This window comes from Paenibacillus soyae (genome assembly GCF_024623455.1).
Lineage (GTDB): Bacteria > Bacillota > Bacilli > Paenibacillales > Paenibacillaceae > Pristimantibacillus > Pristimantibacillus soyae.
The window spans coordinates 26,486-43,551 of sequence record NZ_JANIPJ010000012.1; the positions used below are offsets into that span (position 1 = coordinate 26,486).

General features: G+C 59.3%; 15 protein-coding genes and 1 riboswitch. Of the genes, 14 read left to right on the forward strand and 1 reads right to left on the reverse strand.

Annotation, left to right across the window (positions count from 1 at the left end; translation table 11 throughout):
- The first annotated feature begins 62 nt into the window (after positions 1–62).
- A complete protein-coding gene (locus NQZ67_RS16650) occupies positions 63–2,330 on the forward strand; it encodes a heavy metal translocating P-type ATPase (protein ID WP_257448043.1) in 2,268 nt (755 codons plus the stop codon).
- Entirely contained in the window at positions 2,330–3,016 is a 687-nt protein-coding gene (locus tag NQZ67_RS16655) for a sulfite exporter TauE/SafE family protein (RefSeq protein WP_257448418.1), read from the forward strand. The genes NQZ67_RS16650 and NQZ67_RS16655 overlap by 1 nt, the downstream gene beginning before the upstream one ends.
- A gap of 217 nt (positions 3,017–3,233) precedes the next feature.
- Here the strand turns inward: NQZ67_RS16655 and NQZ67_RS16660 are convergent, their stop codons facing one another.
- A complete protein-coding gene (locus NQZ67_RS16660) occupies positions 3,234–3,701 on the reverse strand; it encodes a FixH family protein (RefSeq protein WP_257448045.1) in 468 nt (155 codons plus the stop codon).
- A gap of 191 nt (positions 3,702–3,892) precedes the next feature.
- Positions 3,893–4,113, forward strand: a riboswitch (cobalamin riboswitch).
- Positions 4,114–4,274: 161 nt separating this feature from the next.
- Here NQZ67_RS16660 and NQZ67_RS16665 point away from each other — a divergent pair.
- The 12 genes from NQZ67_RS16665 (at position 4,275) to NQZ67_RS16720 (ending at position 17,051) form a co-directional block, all read left to right on the forward strand.
- Positions 4,275–5,294 (forward strand): ABC transporter substrate-binding protein, encoded by a 1,020-nt coding sequence (locus NQZ67_RS16665; protein WP_257448048.1) that lies wholly within the window; start codon positions 4,275–4,277, stop codon positions 5,292–5,294.
- Positions 5,295–5,333: 39 nt separating this feature from the next.
- Entirely contained in the window at positions 5,334–6,335 is a 1,002-nt protein-coding gene (locus NQZ67_RS16670; RefSeq protein WP_257448051.1) for a FecCD family ABC transporter permease, read from the forward strand.
- Positions 6,332–7,138 carry an ABC transporter ATP-binding protein gene (locus NQZ67_RS16675; protein WP_257448054.1) on the forward strand — a complete coding sequence of 269 codons (807 nt, stop codon included), beginning with the start codon at positions 6,332–6,334 and terminating at the stop codon, positions 7,136–7,138. Before NQZ67_RS16670 ends, NQZ67_RS16675 begins: the two co-directional genes overlap by 4 nt.
- Positions 7,139–7,144: 6 nt before the next feature.
- Positions 7,145–8,227, forward strand: a complete 1,083-nt coding sequence (cobT, locus tag NQZ67_RS16680; RefSeq protein WP_257448058.1) for a nicotinate-nucleotide--dimethylbenzimidazole phosphoribosyltransferase — start codon at positions 7,145–7,147, stop codon at positions 8,225–8,227.
- Between the two features lie 5 nt (positions 8,228–8,232).
- Positions 8,233–8,844, forward strand: coding sequence for a bifunctional adenosylcobinamide kinase/adenosylcobinamide-phosphate guanylyltransferase (gene cobU / locus NQZ67_RS16685; RefSeq protein WP_257448060.1), 612 nt, complete (start codon positions 8,233–8,235; stop codon positions 8,842–8,844).
- Positions 8,841–9,821: an adenosylcobinamide-phosphate synthase CbiB gene (cbiB, locus tag NQZ67_RS16690; protein ID WP_257448062.1), complete on the forward strand. Its 981-nt coding sequence runs from the start codon at positions 8,841–8,843 to the stop codon at positions 9,819–9,821. Before cobU ends, cbiB begins: the two co-directional genes overlap by 4 nt.
- Positions 9,809–10,654: an adenosylcobinamide-GDP ribazoletransferase gene (cobS, locus tag NQZ67_RS16695; protein ID WP_257448064.1), complete on the forward strand. Its 846-nt coding sequence runs from the start codon at positions 9,809–9,811 to the stop codon at positions 10,652–10,654. The genes cbiB and cobS overlap by 13 nt, the downstream gene beginning before the upstream one ends.
- Positions 10,655–10,667: 13 nt before the next feature.
- Complete coding sequence (gene cobD / locus NQZ67_RS16700; RefSeq protein ID WP_257448066.1) at positions 10,668–11,768, forward strand: threonine-phosphate decarboxylase CobD; 1,101 nt, start codon at positions 10,668–10,670, stop codon at positions 11,766–11,768.
- A complete protein-coding gene (locus NQZ67_RS16705) occupies positions 11,765–13,321 on the forward strand; it encodes a cobyric acid synthase (protein WP_371825317.1) in 1,557 nt (518 codons plus the stop codon). The genes cobD and NQZ67_RS16705 overlap by 4 nt, the downstream gene beginning before the upstream one ends.
- Positions 13,318–14,028, forward strand: coding sequence for an adenosylcobinamide amidohydrolase (locus NQZ67_RS16710; RefSeq protein ID WP_257448068.1), 711 nt, complete (start codon positions 13,318–13,320; stop codon positions 14,026–14,028). Before NQZ67_RS16705 ends, NQZ67_RS16710 begins: the two co-directional genes overlap by 4 nt.
- 230 nt (positions 14,029–14,258) lie before the next feature.
- The gene (locus tag NQZ67_RS16715) at positions 14,259–16,037 is read left to right on the forward strand and encodes a copper amine oxidase N-terminal domain-containing protein (RefSeq protein ID WP_257448070.1); all 1,779 of its coding nucleotides are present in this window, start codon (positions 14,259–14,261) and stop codon (positions 16,035–16,037) included.
- Positions 16,038–16,208: 171 nt separating this feature from the next.
- Complete coding sequence (locus NQZ67_RS16720) at positions 16,209–17,051, forward strand: hypothetical protein (protein WP_257448072.1); 843 nt, start codon at positions 16,209–16,211, stop codon at positions 17,049–17,051.
- Positions 17,052–17,066 lie beyond the last annotated feature (15 nt).

Sequence of the window (17,066 nt, forward strand, 5' to 3'; positions counted from 1 at the left end):
GGGTACAGGCTGTGTCTGGTTTCATGAGGCAGCGGTCGCTTGCAAGATTGGAGGTCGGAACGATGGTTGCCTTAGCGGAAAATCCGCATACGGAAGCCGGCTTGGAGCTGGATTTCACCATACAAGGTATGAGCTGCGCCGCTTGCGCGGCTAGAATCGAGAAAGCGCTTGGCCGAATGGACGGCGTGACGGAGGTGGCGGTCAGCTTTCCGCTGCGCACGGCATGGGTGCAAGTGAAGGAAGGGGCCGTAAGCAAGGAGCAGTTGGCCGAGAAGGTCGGAACGCTTGGCTTTACGGCGAAGCTGAACGAAACGGCGCAAACCGGTCTGAGGCGCGAACGAGCATGGCTGCTTATTAGGCTGATAGCTTCGCTCCTGTTGACGCTGCCGCTGCTTGCGAGCATGACGGAGCATCTCCCTGCTCTAGAGGGCGTTCATGCGCTGCTTCCGGAGCTTCTGTTCAAGCCGGGGCTGCAGCTGCTGCTCGCGACGATCATTCAATTCGTCATCGGCATGCCTTTCTACTTCGGCGCCTATTACGCGATTAGACAACGAAGCGCGAACATGGACGTCCTTGTTGTTATTGGGACGACGGCCGCTTATTTGTACAGCCATTATGTCGTATTCCGCGACGGACTTGAGTCGTTCTTGTCGGGAGTGTCGCACGGCTCCGCTCTCTATTTCGAAACGTCGGCGGTCGTCATGACGGCCATTCTGCTCGGAAAATACATAGAAACCGCGGCTTCGCTTAAGGCGCAGCATGAGTCGCTTGGCTTCGAGCAGCTGCGCGTGCAATCGGCCGTTGTGGAGCGCGCGGGCCAGATCTCGGAGCTTCGTACGGAATTCGTTCGCGAAGGGGATATCGTGTATGTCGAGCCGCATGGGCTCATTCCCGTAGACGGCGTCATCCGGTTCGGCGAGTCCATGGCGGACGAAGCGCTGCTGACGGGAGAAAGCGCGGCCGTCGCCAAGCGCGCCGGCGATACTGTCTGGGCCGGTACCCGGAACGGTCCGGGGCGGCTCGTCGTCGCGACGGGAGCGGCCGGACACGATACGATGCTAAGCCGCATCCAAGAGCTTGTGCTTCAAGGGCAACGAGCCAAATCCTCCCTGCAATCGCAGGTCGATGCGGCCGCAAGCTGGTTCGTACCGGTTATGCTGGCGGTTTCCGTCGCGACCTTTCTGGCTTGGGGCTTGTTTGCCGATCCCGGCAATTGGGGGCATGCTTCGTTGTGCGCCATCGCGGTGCTGCTGGCGGCATGTCCATGCGCGCTCGGTCTGGCGGCGCCCATCTCGCTGGTTATCGCTTCGGGCCGCTTGGCGAAGCGGGGCATCGTCGCGAAGGAAGCGGGGGCGGTCGAACGGCTGGCAAGAGTGAACGTTATGCTTCTGGATAAGACGGGGACGTTGACCGAAGGCAAGCCAAAGGTAACTTACGCCGGAGGGGGACCCGCCGGGAGGTCGTATCTCCTCCGTCTGGCTGCCGCCCTTGAGGCGGAATCCTCGCATCCGCTCGCTGTCGCGATTCGAGAAGAAGCGACCCGGCACGGAATCATCGTTCCCAAAGCGGAACGGCTGAACGACGAGGCGGGCGGAGGCGTCGCTGGATACATAAACGGGGGATATGCGGCTATCGGCAACGAGAGGTTTGTGAGAAAGCTCGGTACGGCCGGTCTGGAAGAGGTCCGGAGCATGGCGGCTAAGCGGGAAGCATTAGGGGAGACGGTGCTGTATGCGGCTTTGCAAGGGAAATGTATCGGAATCGTAGCGTTCGCGGATACGCTCAAGAAGGACGCTGCCGCCATGACGGCCGAGCTGGGAAGACTAGGCGTTCGAACCGTTATGGCGACGGGCGACCACGCGGCGCCCGCCGGTGCCGTCGCGCAAGCGATTGGCATCGGGGACGTCCACGCGTCCATGCTGCCGGAGACGAAGCTGTCGTTGGTGGAGAAATGGAAGAGGGACGGCAAGCGGGTGGCCATGGCGGGCGACGGCTGGAACGACGCTCCTGCGCTTGCGGCCTCGGATGTCGGCATCGCGATGGGCAATGGAACCTATGGCGCGCTGAACGCCGGACATATTACGCTTCTGTTCTCCAGGCTGCCGGCCATTCCGGAGGCCATTCGTTTAAGCAGGTTAACGATTCGGAATATCCGGCAAAATCTGGTGTTCGCGCTCGTCTACAACGCAATCATCATTCCGTTCGCGGCGATCGGGCTGCTGCAGCCGTGGATGGCGGGAACGGCCATGGCGCTTAGCTCGGTTTCCGTCGTAACGAACGCGATCCGGTTGAAATCGCGTCTCGAGCGCGCCAAGGAGTCGGGGTCGTGATGCTGACGTGGAACGGAATCGGACTGATCCTGCTGACGGGATTGTTCAGCGCTCCTCACTGCATCGGAATGTGCGGCGGCATCGTATCGGCGGTTTCCCTGCAGTCCGCGGCGTCCGCTCGCAAGTCCATGCTGCTCTACAACGCGGGCCGGCTGGTTTCGTACATGATTCTTGGCGCCGCGATGGGAGCGGTCGGTTCGTTCGTGGACGTCGCCGGCCGGATGGCGGGAGTTCGCGGGCTGGCCTCCATCGTGGGAGGCTGCTTTGTTCTGCTATGGCTCTGGCGCAAGATCCAAGTGCCATTCCTGAACCGCTTGTCCGGCAAGCTTCATCAGGAGCTGGCTACCGGTAAGGCCTCATCGACGTCAGGCAAAGAAACGGCTCATCTGCTCGCCACCGGCTTCGCGTTCGGTTTTCTCCCATGCGGCTTGACGTACGCCATGAGCATCAACGCCGCGGCCACCGGCTCCCTCTGGCAAGGAGCCGTCGTTATGGCCTTGTTCGGCATTGCGACCGTTCCGGCTCTTGCTTTCGCGGCATCCATCGCCGCCCTCGCGAATAAACGGTGGCGGCGGTTCATGCGCAAGGCGGGCGTCGTAACGGCGGTGCTTGTAGGCGTGCTGTCGATTTTGAGAGGGCTGGCTGCCAATGGCGTCATACCGACGATTTCGCCATGGCTGTGGTGAACGGGGGCGGGCGAAGAATGTCGGTTTTCACCGCTATGCACCTGACATTTTACGACATTAAATATCTACCTTTAACGACATTGAATTCAATCAATTAACGATGTTAATGAAATAAAAGTTAATCGCATGAAATAACTGCGAGGGGTGTCGTGCGTGCAAGGTCGCATTTGCGGAAGATGTCAAACCTTGCCTGCCCGAGCGTGTCGAATCGGGCGTTTTACCCGTACACCGCTTTGAGCGTTCGGCTAATTGAAGGATCTTCGGCGCCGTCGATCGTAAGCGTGGCCTTCCAAAGTCCGGCCATCAGCGGAATTCCTTCTCCCGTGTATACGCCGGGTGCAACCTCGGTCAGAACGAAATCATAATCGCCGCACACCATGTCGATCATCTCTAGCTTGACGGCGAGGCTGGCGTTTTGAATCGGCTGCCCCCCGGCGTCTTTCAGCGTAAGGAGGAACGTGTTTTCGGCAAGCACCGCGGCGGGATAGTCTTGGATTTCCCAGACGAGATGTCCTCCCGCGAACGAATGCTCCGTCATAGCTGAATCGGCCGAAGTGGATTGCGGACGCACGAGAAGCATGACGATCGCGACCGCGGCCGCGCCGGCGAGCGCCAGCATGAGCCACGAATGCCAGCGCCTTTTTTGGTTTTTGTCAGCGGACGTTAACTCTTCATCTGCAAGCATCGAATCCCCCCTTAAAGCATCTTCTCTCATTACCTATGAGCGTGCATCCGTCATTTATGTCAATAAAGCCGACCTTCGCGCTCGGACAACCCTGAGAAAAAGAATAGACAAACAGAACGAAGGCGTGTATAGTTACTACTGATATTTTGAATAGGTAAGCAAACAGGTGCCAAGCGAGCATTGCCGAGAGAGAGTCAACATCAACCATCGGAAGCATTCCGCGGAAGCTTAATAGGGAAGCCGGTTCAATTCCGGCGCGGACCCGCCACTGTAAGGAGGGCTGCGTAACCCCCCAGATAAGGGAACTTACGCACAGCCATCGCCGCCGCAACACGTCACTGAGCGAACGCTCGGGAAGACGCGGCCACGCGACAATCCAAGCCAGGAGACCTGCCTGTATTGCATAAACGCTGTTACCTACGTGGACTTAGGGAGGTGTTGGAGAAGCTTGTTTCGTCGTGTTCGCGGCGAGAGATAGGGAGCGTTTCCGGCACAGAAGCCGGGATGCTCTTTTTTTGTTGGCAGGGATAGGCTGCCGAAAATCTAACAAACCTGTACAGGAGTGGAGCTAGCATGAACGCAACGAAGTGGAACAGAATGAAAACGCTGATGAGCCTTCTGCTCATCATGATGATGGTAGTCCTGGCTGCATGCGGAGCCAATGAAAAAGAAAATAACGCCAATGCGGGCGCTAATAACGCGCAAACGGAGCAGGGCGCCGAAGGCGAACCGTCCGAGACGCCTAGCGAGGAGCCTGCGGGCGAAGCAGGCGAAACGGTCTACCCCCTCACCGTAACGGACGCGACGGGTACGGAGCTGACGTTCGAGAAGGCGCCGTCCGCGATCGTCACTCTGGTGCCGAGCGAGACGGAGACGATCTTCGCGATCGGCGGCGGACAATTCGTCGTTGGAGTCGACGAGTGGAGCAACTATCCGGAGGAAGCGGCGTCGGTGCAGAAGATCGGCGATATGACAACTAATATCGAAGCGGTAGCCGCTCTGAACCCGGATCTTATCCTTGCCGCATCCACCATGAACGCGGAAGCGATCACGAAGCTCCGCGAGCTGAACCTGAACGTGTACGCTTCGAGCCCGAAGACGTATGACGAAGTCGTTGCGAAAGTCGAGGAACTTGGTAAAATAATGAATATGCAGGAAGGCGCCGCGGAAGTCGCGAACCGCATGCGCGAAGTGCGCGAGCAGGTCGAGACGGCCGTGAAGGACGCGGAGAAGAAGAAGGTTTATCTCGAGTTTTCCCCGGGCTGGACGGTAGGCTCCGGCGAATTCTTGGACGAGCTGCTGTCGATCGCGGGCGGAACGAACATTTCGGCCGCGCAGCCGGGCTGGTATGAAGTGAATGCCGAAGAAGTGATTACGCAGAATCCGCAAATCATTATTTACCCCGATATGGGAGAGGAGAAAAGCTCGATCGTTGCCGCTATCGAGTCGCGTCCAGGCTGGGAGACGATTGACGCGGTGAAAAACAAGCAGATGTTCGCCGTTACGAACGATCCGCTCGTCCGCGTAGGTCCGCGTCTCGCGGATGGCCTGCTGGAGCTTGCGAAAGCGATCCACCCCGAGCTTGTGAAATAAATGTTGCGAATAAAAGGATTGACGTATGGAGGAGCAGCTATGCTCCTTCTTGCTGTTTCTATGATCGCCAGCCTTTCTATCGGCTCGGCCGGGTTGTCGTTCCTGGACGTGTGGGGAATCCTGCTCGGCCAGCTGACCGGCATGCCGGAAGGCGCGGAATGGACCGCCGGCGAGATTGCCGTCGTCACGCAGGTCCGACTGTCCCGCGTCCTGCTCGATATTCTCGTGGGGGCGTGCCTTGCGCTGGCGGGGGCGGGCTTTCAAGGCGTGCTCCGCAATCCTCTGGCCGATCCTTATACGCTTGGAGTCGCTTCCGGCAGCTCGGTCGGGGCCGCGGCCATCATTTTATTCGGTCTCCAGCTTGCGCTCGGGCTCTGGACGATACCGCTCGTCGCTTTCGGCACGGGGATCGTTACGCTGCTAGGGGTCATATGGCTTTCCCGGAGCAGGGGCGTGATGCAGATCGAGACGCTTATTTTGTCCGGGGTCATCATTCAATCTTTTTTGGGCGCGTTCGTATCGCTTATGGTTTCGATGTCGGAGGGCGTCGTGAACCAAATTCTGTTCTGGATTATGGGATCGCTCGCGATGAAGAGCTGGGAGCACGTCTATATGCTGGTCCCGTTCGTATGCGTTGCGATGCCCGTGTTGCTGGCGTACAGCCAGGCGCTGAATTTGTTCAGCTTGGGTGAGAGGCATGCCGCCAATCTCGGGGTGAGGGTCGAACGGACGAAGCTCGTCGTCATGATCATGTCCACGCTGCTTACCGCGGCGGCGGTATCCGTATCCGGCGTCATCGGCTTCGTCGGGCTTGTCGTCCCTCATCTCATACGCCTTATCGTCGGTCCCGATTATCGTCTCATTATCCCGATCTCGGCCATCGGAGGCGGGATCTTTATGTTATGGGCGGATACGCTGGCCCGCAACGTGCTTAGTCCGAAGGAGCTGCCGCTCGGCGTCGTGACGGCGCTTATCGGCGCCCCGTTCTTCGCTTATTTGCTTCATCGGAAGATGAAGCTGGAGGGAGGAGTCGGCGGATGAGCATGCTTGCGGAAAAAATTTGGGCGGAACGTCAAGGCGCGCCCGTCTTGAACGGCGTATCGTATGAATTCCGCATGAACCGGTTCTACGGCATTATCGGACCTAACGGCGTAGGGAAGTCGACGCTGCTGCATATTTTGTCGGGCGTGGACGCGCCAAGCCGAGGCGTCGTGAGTCTGGATGGACAACCCATCTCGGACATTGCCGGCAAGACGCTTGCTCGCAGACTAGCGGTGCTTCAGCAGGGAGGGCTTCCTGCGGTGGGCTTCTCGGTCCGTGAAGTCGTTGCGATGGGCAGGTTCCCGCATCAGAATTGGCTGGGCGGGGAAGCGTCCGATCCGGAGCCGATTATTGAGGAGGCGCTCTCCGTGATGGGGCTTGCGGAGCTGCAGAACCGGAAGCTGCACCAGCTGAGCGGAGGCGAGAGGCAGCGCGTCGCGCTTGCGAAGCTGATGGTTCAGCAGCCGGATATTTTGTTGCTGGACGAGCCCACGACGTATCTGGATATCGGCTACCAGATCGGGCTTCTGGACACGGTGAGAGCGTGGCAGCAAGAGAAAGGGCTGCTCGTGATCGCCGTCCTTCACGATCTGAATTTGGCGGCGATGTATGCCGACGAGCTGATCGCCCTGCACAAAGGAAGCATCGCGGCGGCGGGAACTCCCGAGGAAGTTATGGATCCCCTTATTATAGAAGACATGTACGGAACCCGAACGATAATGATCAAACATCCTGTATCGGGCGCGCCTCAGCTCATGCTGCAGCCTGGCGCCCGGTCAGGCCATACGGATAGGAGAGTGTAATGGCGTATGCTGCGGGAAATCGACCGGAATAGGGAAGGGGAGCGCAAGCTTCATGAAGTGATCAAGAGGATCGAGCCGTTCGACGAGGGAGCGGCCGAACTGGCGAGACGGCATTCCGACAACCTGACGAAGCCGCCGGGCAGTCTGGGGAAGCTGGAGGAAATCGCGGCGCAGCTTGCGGGCATGACGGGAGAGCTGTGGCCGGAGCTGAGCCGGAGAGCCGTTATCGTGATGGCAGGCGATCATGGCGTCTGCGAAGAAGGCGTCAGCGCGTTCCCTCCCTCCGTTACGCCGCAGATGGTGCTTAATTTCCTGAACGGAGGAGCGGCCGTTAATGTGCTGGCCAGGCAGGCGGGAGCCGACGTGATCTGCGTCGATATCGGCGTAGCGGCCGAGCTCGAACATCCCGGCTTGGAGCCGCGCAAAATCGTCTTCGGCACGCGCAACATGGCCAAGGAGCCGGCTATGACCCGCGAGGAAGCCGTAGCGGCTATTAACGTCGGCATAGCGATTGCTGAGGAACAGTACACACGAGGCGTCCGGATGTTCGCGACCGGCGAGATGGGCATCGGCAATACGACCGCCAGCGCCGCGCTCGCGTCCGTGCTGGCGGGACTGGCTCCCGAAGCCTCGGTCGGACGAGGGACGGGCATTAATGAAGAGACAAGGCAGCATAAGGTTATGGTCGTAAAACGCGCAATCGATGTCAATCGCCCCAATCCGAAGGATCCGATCGACGTGCTTGCCAAAGTAGGCGGAGCGGAAATCGCGGGTCTGGTCGGCGTCATTCTCGGCGCGGCTGCCCTCCGTTGTCCCGTCGTGATTGACGGATTCATCTCCTCTGCGGCGGCATTGGTCGCATCGAAGCTGTCCCCAATGGCGGCGGCTTACATGATCGCCTCGCATCTCTCGAATGAACAAGGACACCGGAAGCTTATGGACGTGCTGGGGCTGCCGCCTGTCCTGCATCTGGATATGCGCCTCGGAGAAGGGACGGGAGCGGTGCTGGCGTTCCATCTGATCGACGCGTCGCTGCGATTGATGCGGGAGATGGCGACGTTCGACAGCGCGGGCGTGTCCAGAGGGTGAGCGGGATGGCGATTCTAATAACGGGCGGGGCTAGATGCGGCAAGAGCCGATTCGCCGAGCAATACGCCTCGAGAATCGGCGGGAAGGGCGTATACGTGGCCACCTGTCAAGCTTATGACGACGAGATGAGGGAGCGCATTGCGAAGCATCGGGAGGATCGGGAGCAATCAGGCTTCCGATGGGAGACGATCGAGGAACCGTTCCAAGTGCCGGAGCGGCTTGGGCTGCTTGCGGCAAAGCTGCACGCTGAGGAAGCCGCTGCAATGCGATCGGGGGGCGAATGGCAGCCGCCGGTTGTGCTTCTCGATTGCATGACTTTATGGTTGACGAATTGGCTGCTGCGCGAGGAAGAGATGCAAGAAGGAGGGGACATGCTGGAGAACGCGGTAGATCGGCTGCTCATAGCGGTCATTCGTTATCCGTACCCGCTGCTGCTTGTGACGAACGAGGTCGGGGACGGCATCGTGCCCGCTTATCCGCTAGGCCGGCGGTTCCGCGATGAAGCGGGGCGGCTGAACCAACGCTTGGCGCAGGTATGCGACCGCGTGTTCCTCGTAACGGCAGGCATCCCCGTCGACTTGAAGAAGCTGGCTTTCCGCTGGGAGGAGCTGACTTGATCTACTCGTTCCAAGAGCTTCTATGGTTATGCGCGGCGGCCATCGTCATCGATCTGATCGTGGGAGATCCGAAATGGCCGACGCATCCCGTCATCCTGATCGGGAGGCTCGTCAAGCGGCTCGAGCGCCTGCTCAGGCCGGAAGGGCGGCGAGACATTTCGCCCGCGGGCATGAAGCTTCGAGGAGCGGTGCTTACGCTTGTGACCATTGCGGTAAGCGCGGGGGCTATGTGGGCTATCGTTACGGCAGCGGATGCCGTTCATCCTTGGGCGGGATACGCCGTGTCCGCTTGGTTCATCTCCACGACGATCGCCGTCAAAGGCCTTAAGGATGCGGCGATGCTCGTCTACGTGCCGCTGGTTCAGGGGGACTTGGAGCAAGCTCGCAAATATGCAGGCTATATCGTTAGCCGCGATACGCATGATCTGAGCGGGAAGGAAGCGGCGAGGGCGGCGGTGGAGACCGTAGCCGAGAACACGGTGGACGCGTTCGTGTCTCCGATCTTCTTCGCGCTCATCGGCGGCGCGCCTCTCGCGATGCTCTACAGAAGCGCGAACACGCTTGATTCCATGGTCGGCTATCGTAATGAAGCTTACTTGCATTTCGGCTGGTGCTCCGCACGGCTGGACGATGCCCTCAATTTCATCCCGGCTAGAATGACCGGCTTGCTGCTTATCGCGACAGCCGGACTGATGCCGGGCTTGCGCGCGGGAAGAGGCTGGAGAGCATGGAGGAGCTTCGCGAAGCGGCATCCCAGCCCGAACAGCGGCATCCCGGAGTCGGTCGTCGCGGGAGCACTGGGCATCGAGCTCGGCGGGGTGAATCGTTACTTCGGCGCCGAGAGCGAGAGGGCGCGAATGGGATGGCCGGAGCGCGAGCTGTCGGCGGCCGATATTAAAGCAACGATCAGGATGCTGTATGGCGCTTGCGTCCTCATACTTACAGGATTGGTGGCGGCGCGGTTATGGATCGGTTGAAGCTTCACGCGCAGGCCGTTATAGCGGCGCTGCAATTTCTTACCCGGCTTCCGGTTCCGGTTCAAGTGCCCTTCGAGAAGCCGGTTTTATCGAGAAGCGTCATTTATTTCCCGTTGGCGGGCGCTCTGATCGGCTGCGCGCTTTGGCTTGCGTCAGAGCTGCTAGATTGGGCTTTGCCGCCTTGGCCGGCGGCGATCATCCTCGTATCCTTATGGGTTTTGCTGACCGGAGGACTTCATCTCGACGGCTGGATGGATACGGCGGACGGCGTGCTCAGCCATCGTCCGAGAGATCGGATGCTGGAAATCATGAAGGACAGCCGGGTGGGCGCAATGGGCGTCATCGCGGCTGTCTTGCTGCTGCTTCTAAAGACGTCTGTCATAGCGGAGCTCTTCGTTATTTCCAGTCAGCATGAGGTATCGGCCGGCATGCTGTACGCGCTGTCGGCCATTTGGAGCCGGATGTGGATGGCCGCAGCCATTGGCGGGTGGCCGAAAGCCCGGGGAGAAGAAGGTTTGGCAGCATTATTTAATGATGTTAATAAAGAGTCGGTGTTCGCATCGGTTACCCTATCTGTGTTACTTAGCTTTCTTGCATTAAATATTAATGGCATTAATCGGATATCTGTCATCGGGCTAGCTTCCGGGCCGCTCGGTGCGGCGCTTCTCGTTGCGGGAGCGGGGGCTGTAACCGTCATCTGCGGCGGGGCGATGGCGCTCTGGCTGACCCGCAAGCTTGGCGGATTGACGGGCGATACGTACGGAGCCATGAACGAAGCGATCGAGGCGACGCTGCTGTTGGCCGCATTGATATGGATACATCAACAGATATGAAGGAGGAAACAGCGTGCTGGAACGATATGGACACGGAGGAGATCTGGCGACGGCCGAGGAGCGCTTCGGACTGCCGGCGGATGGATTCCTCGATTACAGCTCCAATATGAACCCGCTTGGACCGCCGGCCGCCGTTCGGGAGATACTCGCCCGCTATATGGACGAGATCAGCAAATATCCGGATCCCGTCTCGAGGAAGCTGCGGGCCAAGTTGGCGAAGAAACACGGGATTGACCAGTCGGCGATTCTGGTCGGCAATGGAGCGGCGGAGCTCATCGATTTGGCCGTCCGGGCGCTGCGACCGTCCAGAATGGCCATCGCCGCGCCTTGCTTCGGCGAGTACGGCGATGCCGCCAAGAAGGCAGGCGTGCCGGTATATGAAGGCTTATTGCGTTCCGATGCGGACTTCGAGCTGGGCGAACAATGGGTAACCGAAGCTTTGGAGGCATCCGGCGCCGACCTCTACCTGCTAGGTTCGCCGAACAACCCGACAGGCGCCCTGGTCGAATACCGGCACATTCAGCGCCTGCTGGACAGCGGCGCGACCGTCGTGCTGGACGAGGCGTTCCTCGATTTCCTGCCGGATGACGAGCATAGAAGCCTGGCGGCGGAAGCATCTACGAACGGGAGGTTGTTCGTCCTCCGTTCCATGACCAAATTTTATGCGATACCCGGTATTCGTCTCGGCTATATCGTCGGTCATCCGGAAGCGCTGGAGGCGATGCGTCGGCTGCAAGTGCCTTGGAGCGTCAACTCGCTCGCGCAAGCGATCGGCGCCGCGGTTCTGGAGGATGAAGCATTCGCGGGAGAAACATGGGCATGGCTGCAATCGGAAAGCGAATTTCTTCGGGCGGAATTGCGAAAGCTCGGCTTCCGGGATTACCCCGGAGCTGTGAATTACTTGCTTGTTCGGCTGCCGGACGACGCCCCGTTCACCTCTACGGAGCTGCAGCAGGAGATGGGAAGGCGGGGCGCGCTTATTCGCGACGCTTCCTTGTTCACCGGACTCGATCATCGATATATAAGGCTGGCGATTAAGCTTCGAGCTCAAAATGCGCGGCTTATCGGCGTGCTCAGAGAGGCAATCGCTTCGTTGGGAGGCAGCGGAACGTGACGGAGAAGCTCGCTCGCACCATTATGGTACAAGGCACGGCATCCGATGTCGGCAAAAGCTTGGTTACGGCGGCGTTATGCCGCATCTTCACTCAGGACGGATACCGCACCGCTCCGTTCAAATCGCAAAATATGTCCTTAAACTCCTATGTGACCTGGGACGGCAAAGAAATCGGAAGGGCACAAGGCATGCAGGCCGACGCGTGCGGGATTCTGGCGACGACGGACATGAATCCGATCCTTCTGAAGCCGACCCGGGAGATGGCCTCCCAGGTCGTCGTTCACGGCAAGCCGCTTAGGGAATACGAGGCCAGGGACTACAGGGAGAATTACCTGCCGATAGCGGGTGACATCGTGCGGGATTCGCTGGACCGTCTGCGCCGGACCAACGATTTGATCGTACTGGAGGGGGCTGGCAGTCCTGCGGAAATTAATCTGAAGGATCGCGATATCGTCAACATGCGCATGGCGGCCTGGGCCGATGCCCCCGTCGTTCTGGTCGCGGACATCGACCGCGGCGGCATGTTCGCGTCGATCGTAGGCACGCTTGAGCTGTTAGAGCCGGAGGAGCGCGACCGGATCGGCGGATTCATCATCAATAAATTCCGGGGCGACGTGACGCTTCTCCAGCCGGGACTCGACTGGTTGGAGCAGAGAACGGGCAAGCCCGTCCTCGGCGTGCTGCCGTTTCTGCCGGGACTCGCACTCGAGGATGAAGACTCCTTGTCGCTCCGTTCCGAAGCCAACCGGGCAGCGGAAGGAACCCAGACGAACAGGGACAAGCTCGACATCGCCGTAATCAAGCTGCCGCGGGTGTCGAACTTCACGGACGCGGATCCGCTCCGGCATGAGCCGGACGTCAGGCTTCGGTTCGTCGAACACCCGGGAGAATGGGGCGAGCCGGATATCGTCATTCTTCCCGGCAGCAAGAACACCGCCGAGGATTTGGTCTGGCTGCGCGAGCAAGGACTCGAGCGGCGCGTCTATCAGCATGCTGCTCAGGGAGGAAGATTGGCCGGTCTCTGCGGCGGCTACGAAATGCTCGGGGAGAGGCTGCTCGATCCAGACGGCGTCGAGTCGAAGCGCGTGGAGACGGCGGGACTGGGCTTCTTTCCGTTCGAGGTCGCGTTCGGCGCGGAGAAAAAGACGATCCGGGTAGAAGGGACGGCGAAGCTATGGGGGGAGGGGCTGCCGATTGACGGCTACGAGATTCATATGGGCATCATGAAGCCTCTAGGCACAGGACTTCGGCAGCCGTTCCTCATTCGTCCTGCTGGTGCCGATTCTACCGCTTCCGCCCCCGAGGGCGCGTGCACGCCGGACGGCCGGATCTGGGGGACGTTTATCCATGGCGTCTTCCATAACGACAGCTTCCGTAGAGCGTGGCTGAACGAAGCGAGGACGGGGAAAGGGCTGGAGCCGCTGCCGCCTGAGCAAGGGGTTCGTTTCCGGGAGCTGCGCGAGTCGGAGTTCGACCGGCTGGCGGAGCATGCCAGAACGCATCTGGACCTGCAACGCATTTATAAGCTGGCGGGGATCGGAGTTTCTCCATGACGCAGCCATTTCGAGCCGGAACGGATTACCGCTCTACGTTGTTCCCCGAGTTAAATCTCGAGCTGAATGAGAACCGCATCGAGCTCCGACTCCCTCGAGCGTTCCATACGCTGAGCAGCGCGATTCTGCCGGGCGGCTTCGGGCTCGCCGACGGTTTCGTCAATTGGAAGGTGCCGCTCGACTATCGCTGCGGGGACCCGATAACCGATCTTAAAAGGCAATGCGGATTGTGGGGGTTCGATCCGGAACGAACGGTCGGCTTCATGACGGCGGCCAAGCTGACGCACGCTTCCGTCGCGGAGACGGAAGGCGATTGCTTCAAGCTGATCTGCTGCACGACTAGCGGAACAAGAAACGCGGCGCGGGCCGGCATGACGAGAACGACTTATTCCGCTTACGCTCCCGGAACGATCAATACGATCCTTCTCATTGACGGAGCCATGACGGAAGCCGCCATGGTGAACGCCGTCATAACGGCGACGGAAGCGAAGGCCGCCGCGCTTGCCGACCTCGGCGTTCGCGAGCAGTCAAGCGGCCTGCTCGCCACGGGCACGACGACGGATGCGCTTGCGGTCGGCGTCAGTCAAGACGGCGCCGCAGGAGCGATTCACGCGTATGCGGGCGCGGCGACGACAATCGGATGCGCGATTGGCGAAGCCGTCTATCAGACCGTGCTGGAGTCGGTTCGCGCGCAGCACGAAGTCTAATCGGCCCGGGAATGGGCAACCATGGATGGAAAGGAAGCGGAATGCCGGCGCCTTGCGCGATCGGTATTTCGGTATTTCGGGATGCGATGGACGACACTGGAAAATTTTAAAGGAAATGGTCCTGCAACTTTTCCAAATCCTGAACGTCTATACGTGTGGGCTTGGCCGAGAGAGATAGAATCTTTGATTCCGGAGCCCAAACTAAAGATAGATCGAGGAGTTGTAAGAACATGCTGCAACGAAGACTTGGCACAAGGAAGAAGGCAGCCGCAGCGCTGCTGTCCGTGATGCTGCTGACCGCTCCGTTCTCGCACGCGGATGCTCAGGACTCGCCAACGGCGGGTACGAACTACGTTATTTTTTATTTGGACAACAAAGAAGCGTTTCTGAACGGCGAACAAGTGACGCTGGACGCTCCGGCTTTCGCCCTCAAAGGTAAAACGTACGTGCCGGCTAAGTTTCTGGGCGACGCGTTCGGCATGAAGGTCGAATGGCAGGAGAAAACGCGCACGATTCTGATGGAAACGCCAGAGCATGAAATATTGCTGGATACCGTAAACAAGAAAGCTTGGGTCAGCGGCTACGAATATCCGTTCGATGACGTGGCCACGCTGAAGAACGGCAGGCTGATGATCAAGCTGACCTGGCTGTCCGATTATATGGGCGCTACATACACTTATAATCCGGAGCTTCGGCGCGTCGACGTGACGCACGTAAGCAAGCCGGCGGGCAACTATGATCCCGATAAGAACAATTCGGATCCGATCGCCAAGTTTACGTTCGGCAAACAAACGTACCGAATCGGCGAGCCGATCAAATACATTAACCTCAGCTACGATCCGGACGCGGAAGGCGTGAGGCTGGAATGGACGGGCAAGGAGGACGTGTTCTTCAAACCGGGCACCTATCCGATTACGCTCGTCGTCATGGACCAGAACGGGCATAAGAGCAAACCTTTTACGCGCGACCTGGTCATAACGGACGAAGTCTATTTGACCGAGCAAGAATATCCGGTCTACACGAAGCCTGCCGGCGGCTATATCACGACCGATTGGAAAACGCTGTACGGTTCATACTTGAACCTGCCGGACCTGCCGAAGACCGTAACCGAAGACAAATCCCGCACGCTGCTTATGAGCGACAGCCCGGAGACGTTCGAGGAGCTCGGCATTCTGTATCAGGACACGATTAATGGAAGAGGACGCCTGTACGCGGATCATTTGAACGGAACGGATAAGACGGTCAGCTTCGCCATCCTGGCGACCAACAAATCGGACAAGCCGGTAACGATCAAGACGACGAACAAAGGCGAGGTGTACCCGTCGATCTACGCGCATCTCATCGGCAGCGAGGCGATGGTGGACTATTTGATGGACGACACCGAGGTAGAGACGATGACGATTCCGGCGGGAGCGACTTTCATCTACAAACAATTCCCGGACTTCTACCCTGGCTCGGGCGTTAACCTGATGTACGACGTGGAGACGGACGGCGAGGTGCAGTTCACGTTCGCCGCGGCGGAGAGAGCGTCGAAAGCGATGCTCGACATGCCGAAGCTGGCGTTCAACGGACATATTCGCGGCACGTTCCAGATCGCCGGGTTCGACTGGAAGGTCAACCTGACCGAGTCGGGACTCAAGAAGCCGATGAAGCTGGTGCTTGGCGACGGCAAGGTGGACCCGTTCCAGAAGGGCTTCGATCCTCAGAGGGGAACGGAAGCGACGCTGAGCGGCAACTATGGCACCGTCTACAAGATTCACTCCGACAAGCCGCGCAAGATGGCGATCATGATCCTCGCCAAAGGCGGTCCGTTCAAAGGCCCGTTCAAAATCAACGGCGAGATGGTCAAAGTGCCGGCATCCGGCGTGCTTACCGCTTTCGACGGCATGATCATTCTGGCGAAGACGACCGGCAAGGAAGAAAGCCTCGACATCGAGTTCAGTCCTCCGGCCGGCTCCGCTTTCCCGATCAACCTGATCTTCTATCCGCTCGACGACCGCGCGGAATAACGACGGCATGGCATCGCTGCTCTTCGCGTGAAGGGCGGCGATGTTTTGTTTGCGGGGCGAGTAGGCCCGTCCTTCTGGAGGCCTCGCATCAGCAATTGCAGAGTAGACAATCAGGCCCGTGAAGCGGTACAATAAAAAGCTTAGAAAAATCGAAGGAGCGAGGATTCGGACATGTCGTCGCAATCGAAAAACGAAACGGCAGCACATCCGGCTGACCGTCTCGGCAGGAAGCAGATCATTCGCGTTATACTCATTATCTCGTTTATATTTTTGGCGCTTGGCGCGGTATTCGTCGTGCTGTTCCAATCCCTGGTCAATCGGGATCCCGGCGCTTCCGCCCCGCTGGAGGCCGTCACGCAATATCGTTACGAATACGCGGAAGCTTCGAACGGCATGAAGCTCCACGCGCTCGTGACGAAGCCGGCCTACGTATCGCTGGAGACCGTGAACGATAACGTGGCGCTTACGGACAAGGTTGGCGTGAACGGAGGCTTCTTCTACGAAGGCTCGCTTGTCAGCATGGGAGTCGTGAACGGGCATCCGGTTAACGGAGACGGCTACGGCGGCGGCGGCGAAAACATGAAATACGCGCGCGGCACGCTCGTATGGGACGGAGAGGCGGATTCGCTCAGCGTGCAGGTGGTGTCCAAGGCATCGGAGCTGAAAGTAAAGGATCATACCCGCTTCTGGGCGCAGGGCGGTATAAGCATGAGCATCGGCCGCGACGACGCTTGGGTCCGCCAGGCGGAGGCCGAGCACGCACCGTTCCCGGACGAGGATCGCTTGCGTACGGGAGCCGTCTTCGACGACCGGGGCAGCCTCTATCTGGTCGTGAGCGAGAACGAAGGCACGCTCGCGGACTTCCGGAGCGCCGTACTGGAAACCTTCGGAGACGGCCGCCTCGTGGACGGCATCTTCCTAGACGGCGACGGATCATCCCAGCTGTCCAGCAAGGAAATGATGCTTCGCGGCGACAATCGCCCCGTCGTGCAGATGGTTCGGATTATGAAATGATTCTTGGAATGTCTT

What these genes read in the sequence shown, in the direction of transcription:
- NQZ67_RS16650 (WP_257448043.1), top strand. Translation starts at nt 63, where the DNA reads ATGGTTGCCTTAGCGGAAAATCCGCATACGGAAGCCGGCTTGGAGCTG.
- NQZ67_RS16655 (WP_257448418.1), top strand. Translation starts at nt 2,330, where the DNA reads ATGCTGACGTGGAACGGAATCGGACTGATCCTGCTGACGGGATTGTTC.
- NQZ67_RS16660 (WP_257448045.1), bottom strand. Translation starts at nt 3,701, where the DNA reads ATGCTTGCAGATGAAGAGTTAACGTCCGCTGACAAAAACCAAAAAAGG.
- NQZ67_RS16665 (WP_257448048.1), top strand. Translation starts at nt 4,275, where the DNA reads ATGAACGCAACGAAGTGGAACAGAATGAAAACGCTGATGAGCCTTCTG.
- NQZ67_RS16670 (WP_257448051.1), top strand. Translation starts at nt 5,334, where the DNA reads ATGCTCCTTCTTGCTGTTTCTATGATCGCCAGCCTTTCTATCGGCTCG.
- NQZ67_RS16675 (WP_257448054.1), top strand. Translation starts at nt 6,332, where the DNA reads ATGAGCATGCTTGCGGAAAAAATTTGGGCGGAACGTCAAGGCGCGCCC.
- cobT (WP_257448058.1), top strand. Translation starts at nt 7,145, where the DNA reads ATGCTGCGGGAAATCGACCGGAATAGGGAAGGGGAGCGCAAGCTTCAT.
- cobU (WP_257448060.1), top strand. Translation starts at nt 8,233, where the DNA reads ATGGCGATTCTAATAACGGGCGGGGCTAGATGCGGCAAGAGCCGATTC.
- cobS (WP_257448064.1), top strand. Translation starts at nt 9,809, where the DNA reads ATGGATCGGTTGAAGCTTCACGCGCAGGCCGTTATAGCGGCGCTGCAA.
- NQZ67_RS16710 (WP_257448068.1), top strand. Translation starts at nt 13,318, where the DNA reads ATGACGCAGCCATTTCGAGCCGGAACGGATTACCGCTCTACGTTGTTC.
- NQZ67_RS16715 (WP_257448070.1), top strand. Translation starts at nt 14,259, where the DNA reads ATGCTGCAACGAAGACTTGGCACAAGGAAGAAGGCAGCCGCAGCGCTG.
- NQZ67_RS16720 (WP_257448072.1), top strand. Translation starts at nt 16,209, where the DNA reads ATGTCGTCGCAATCGAAAAACGAAACGGCAGCACATCCGGCTGACCGT.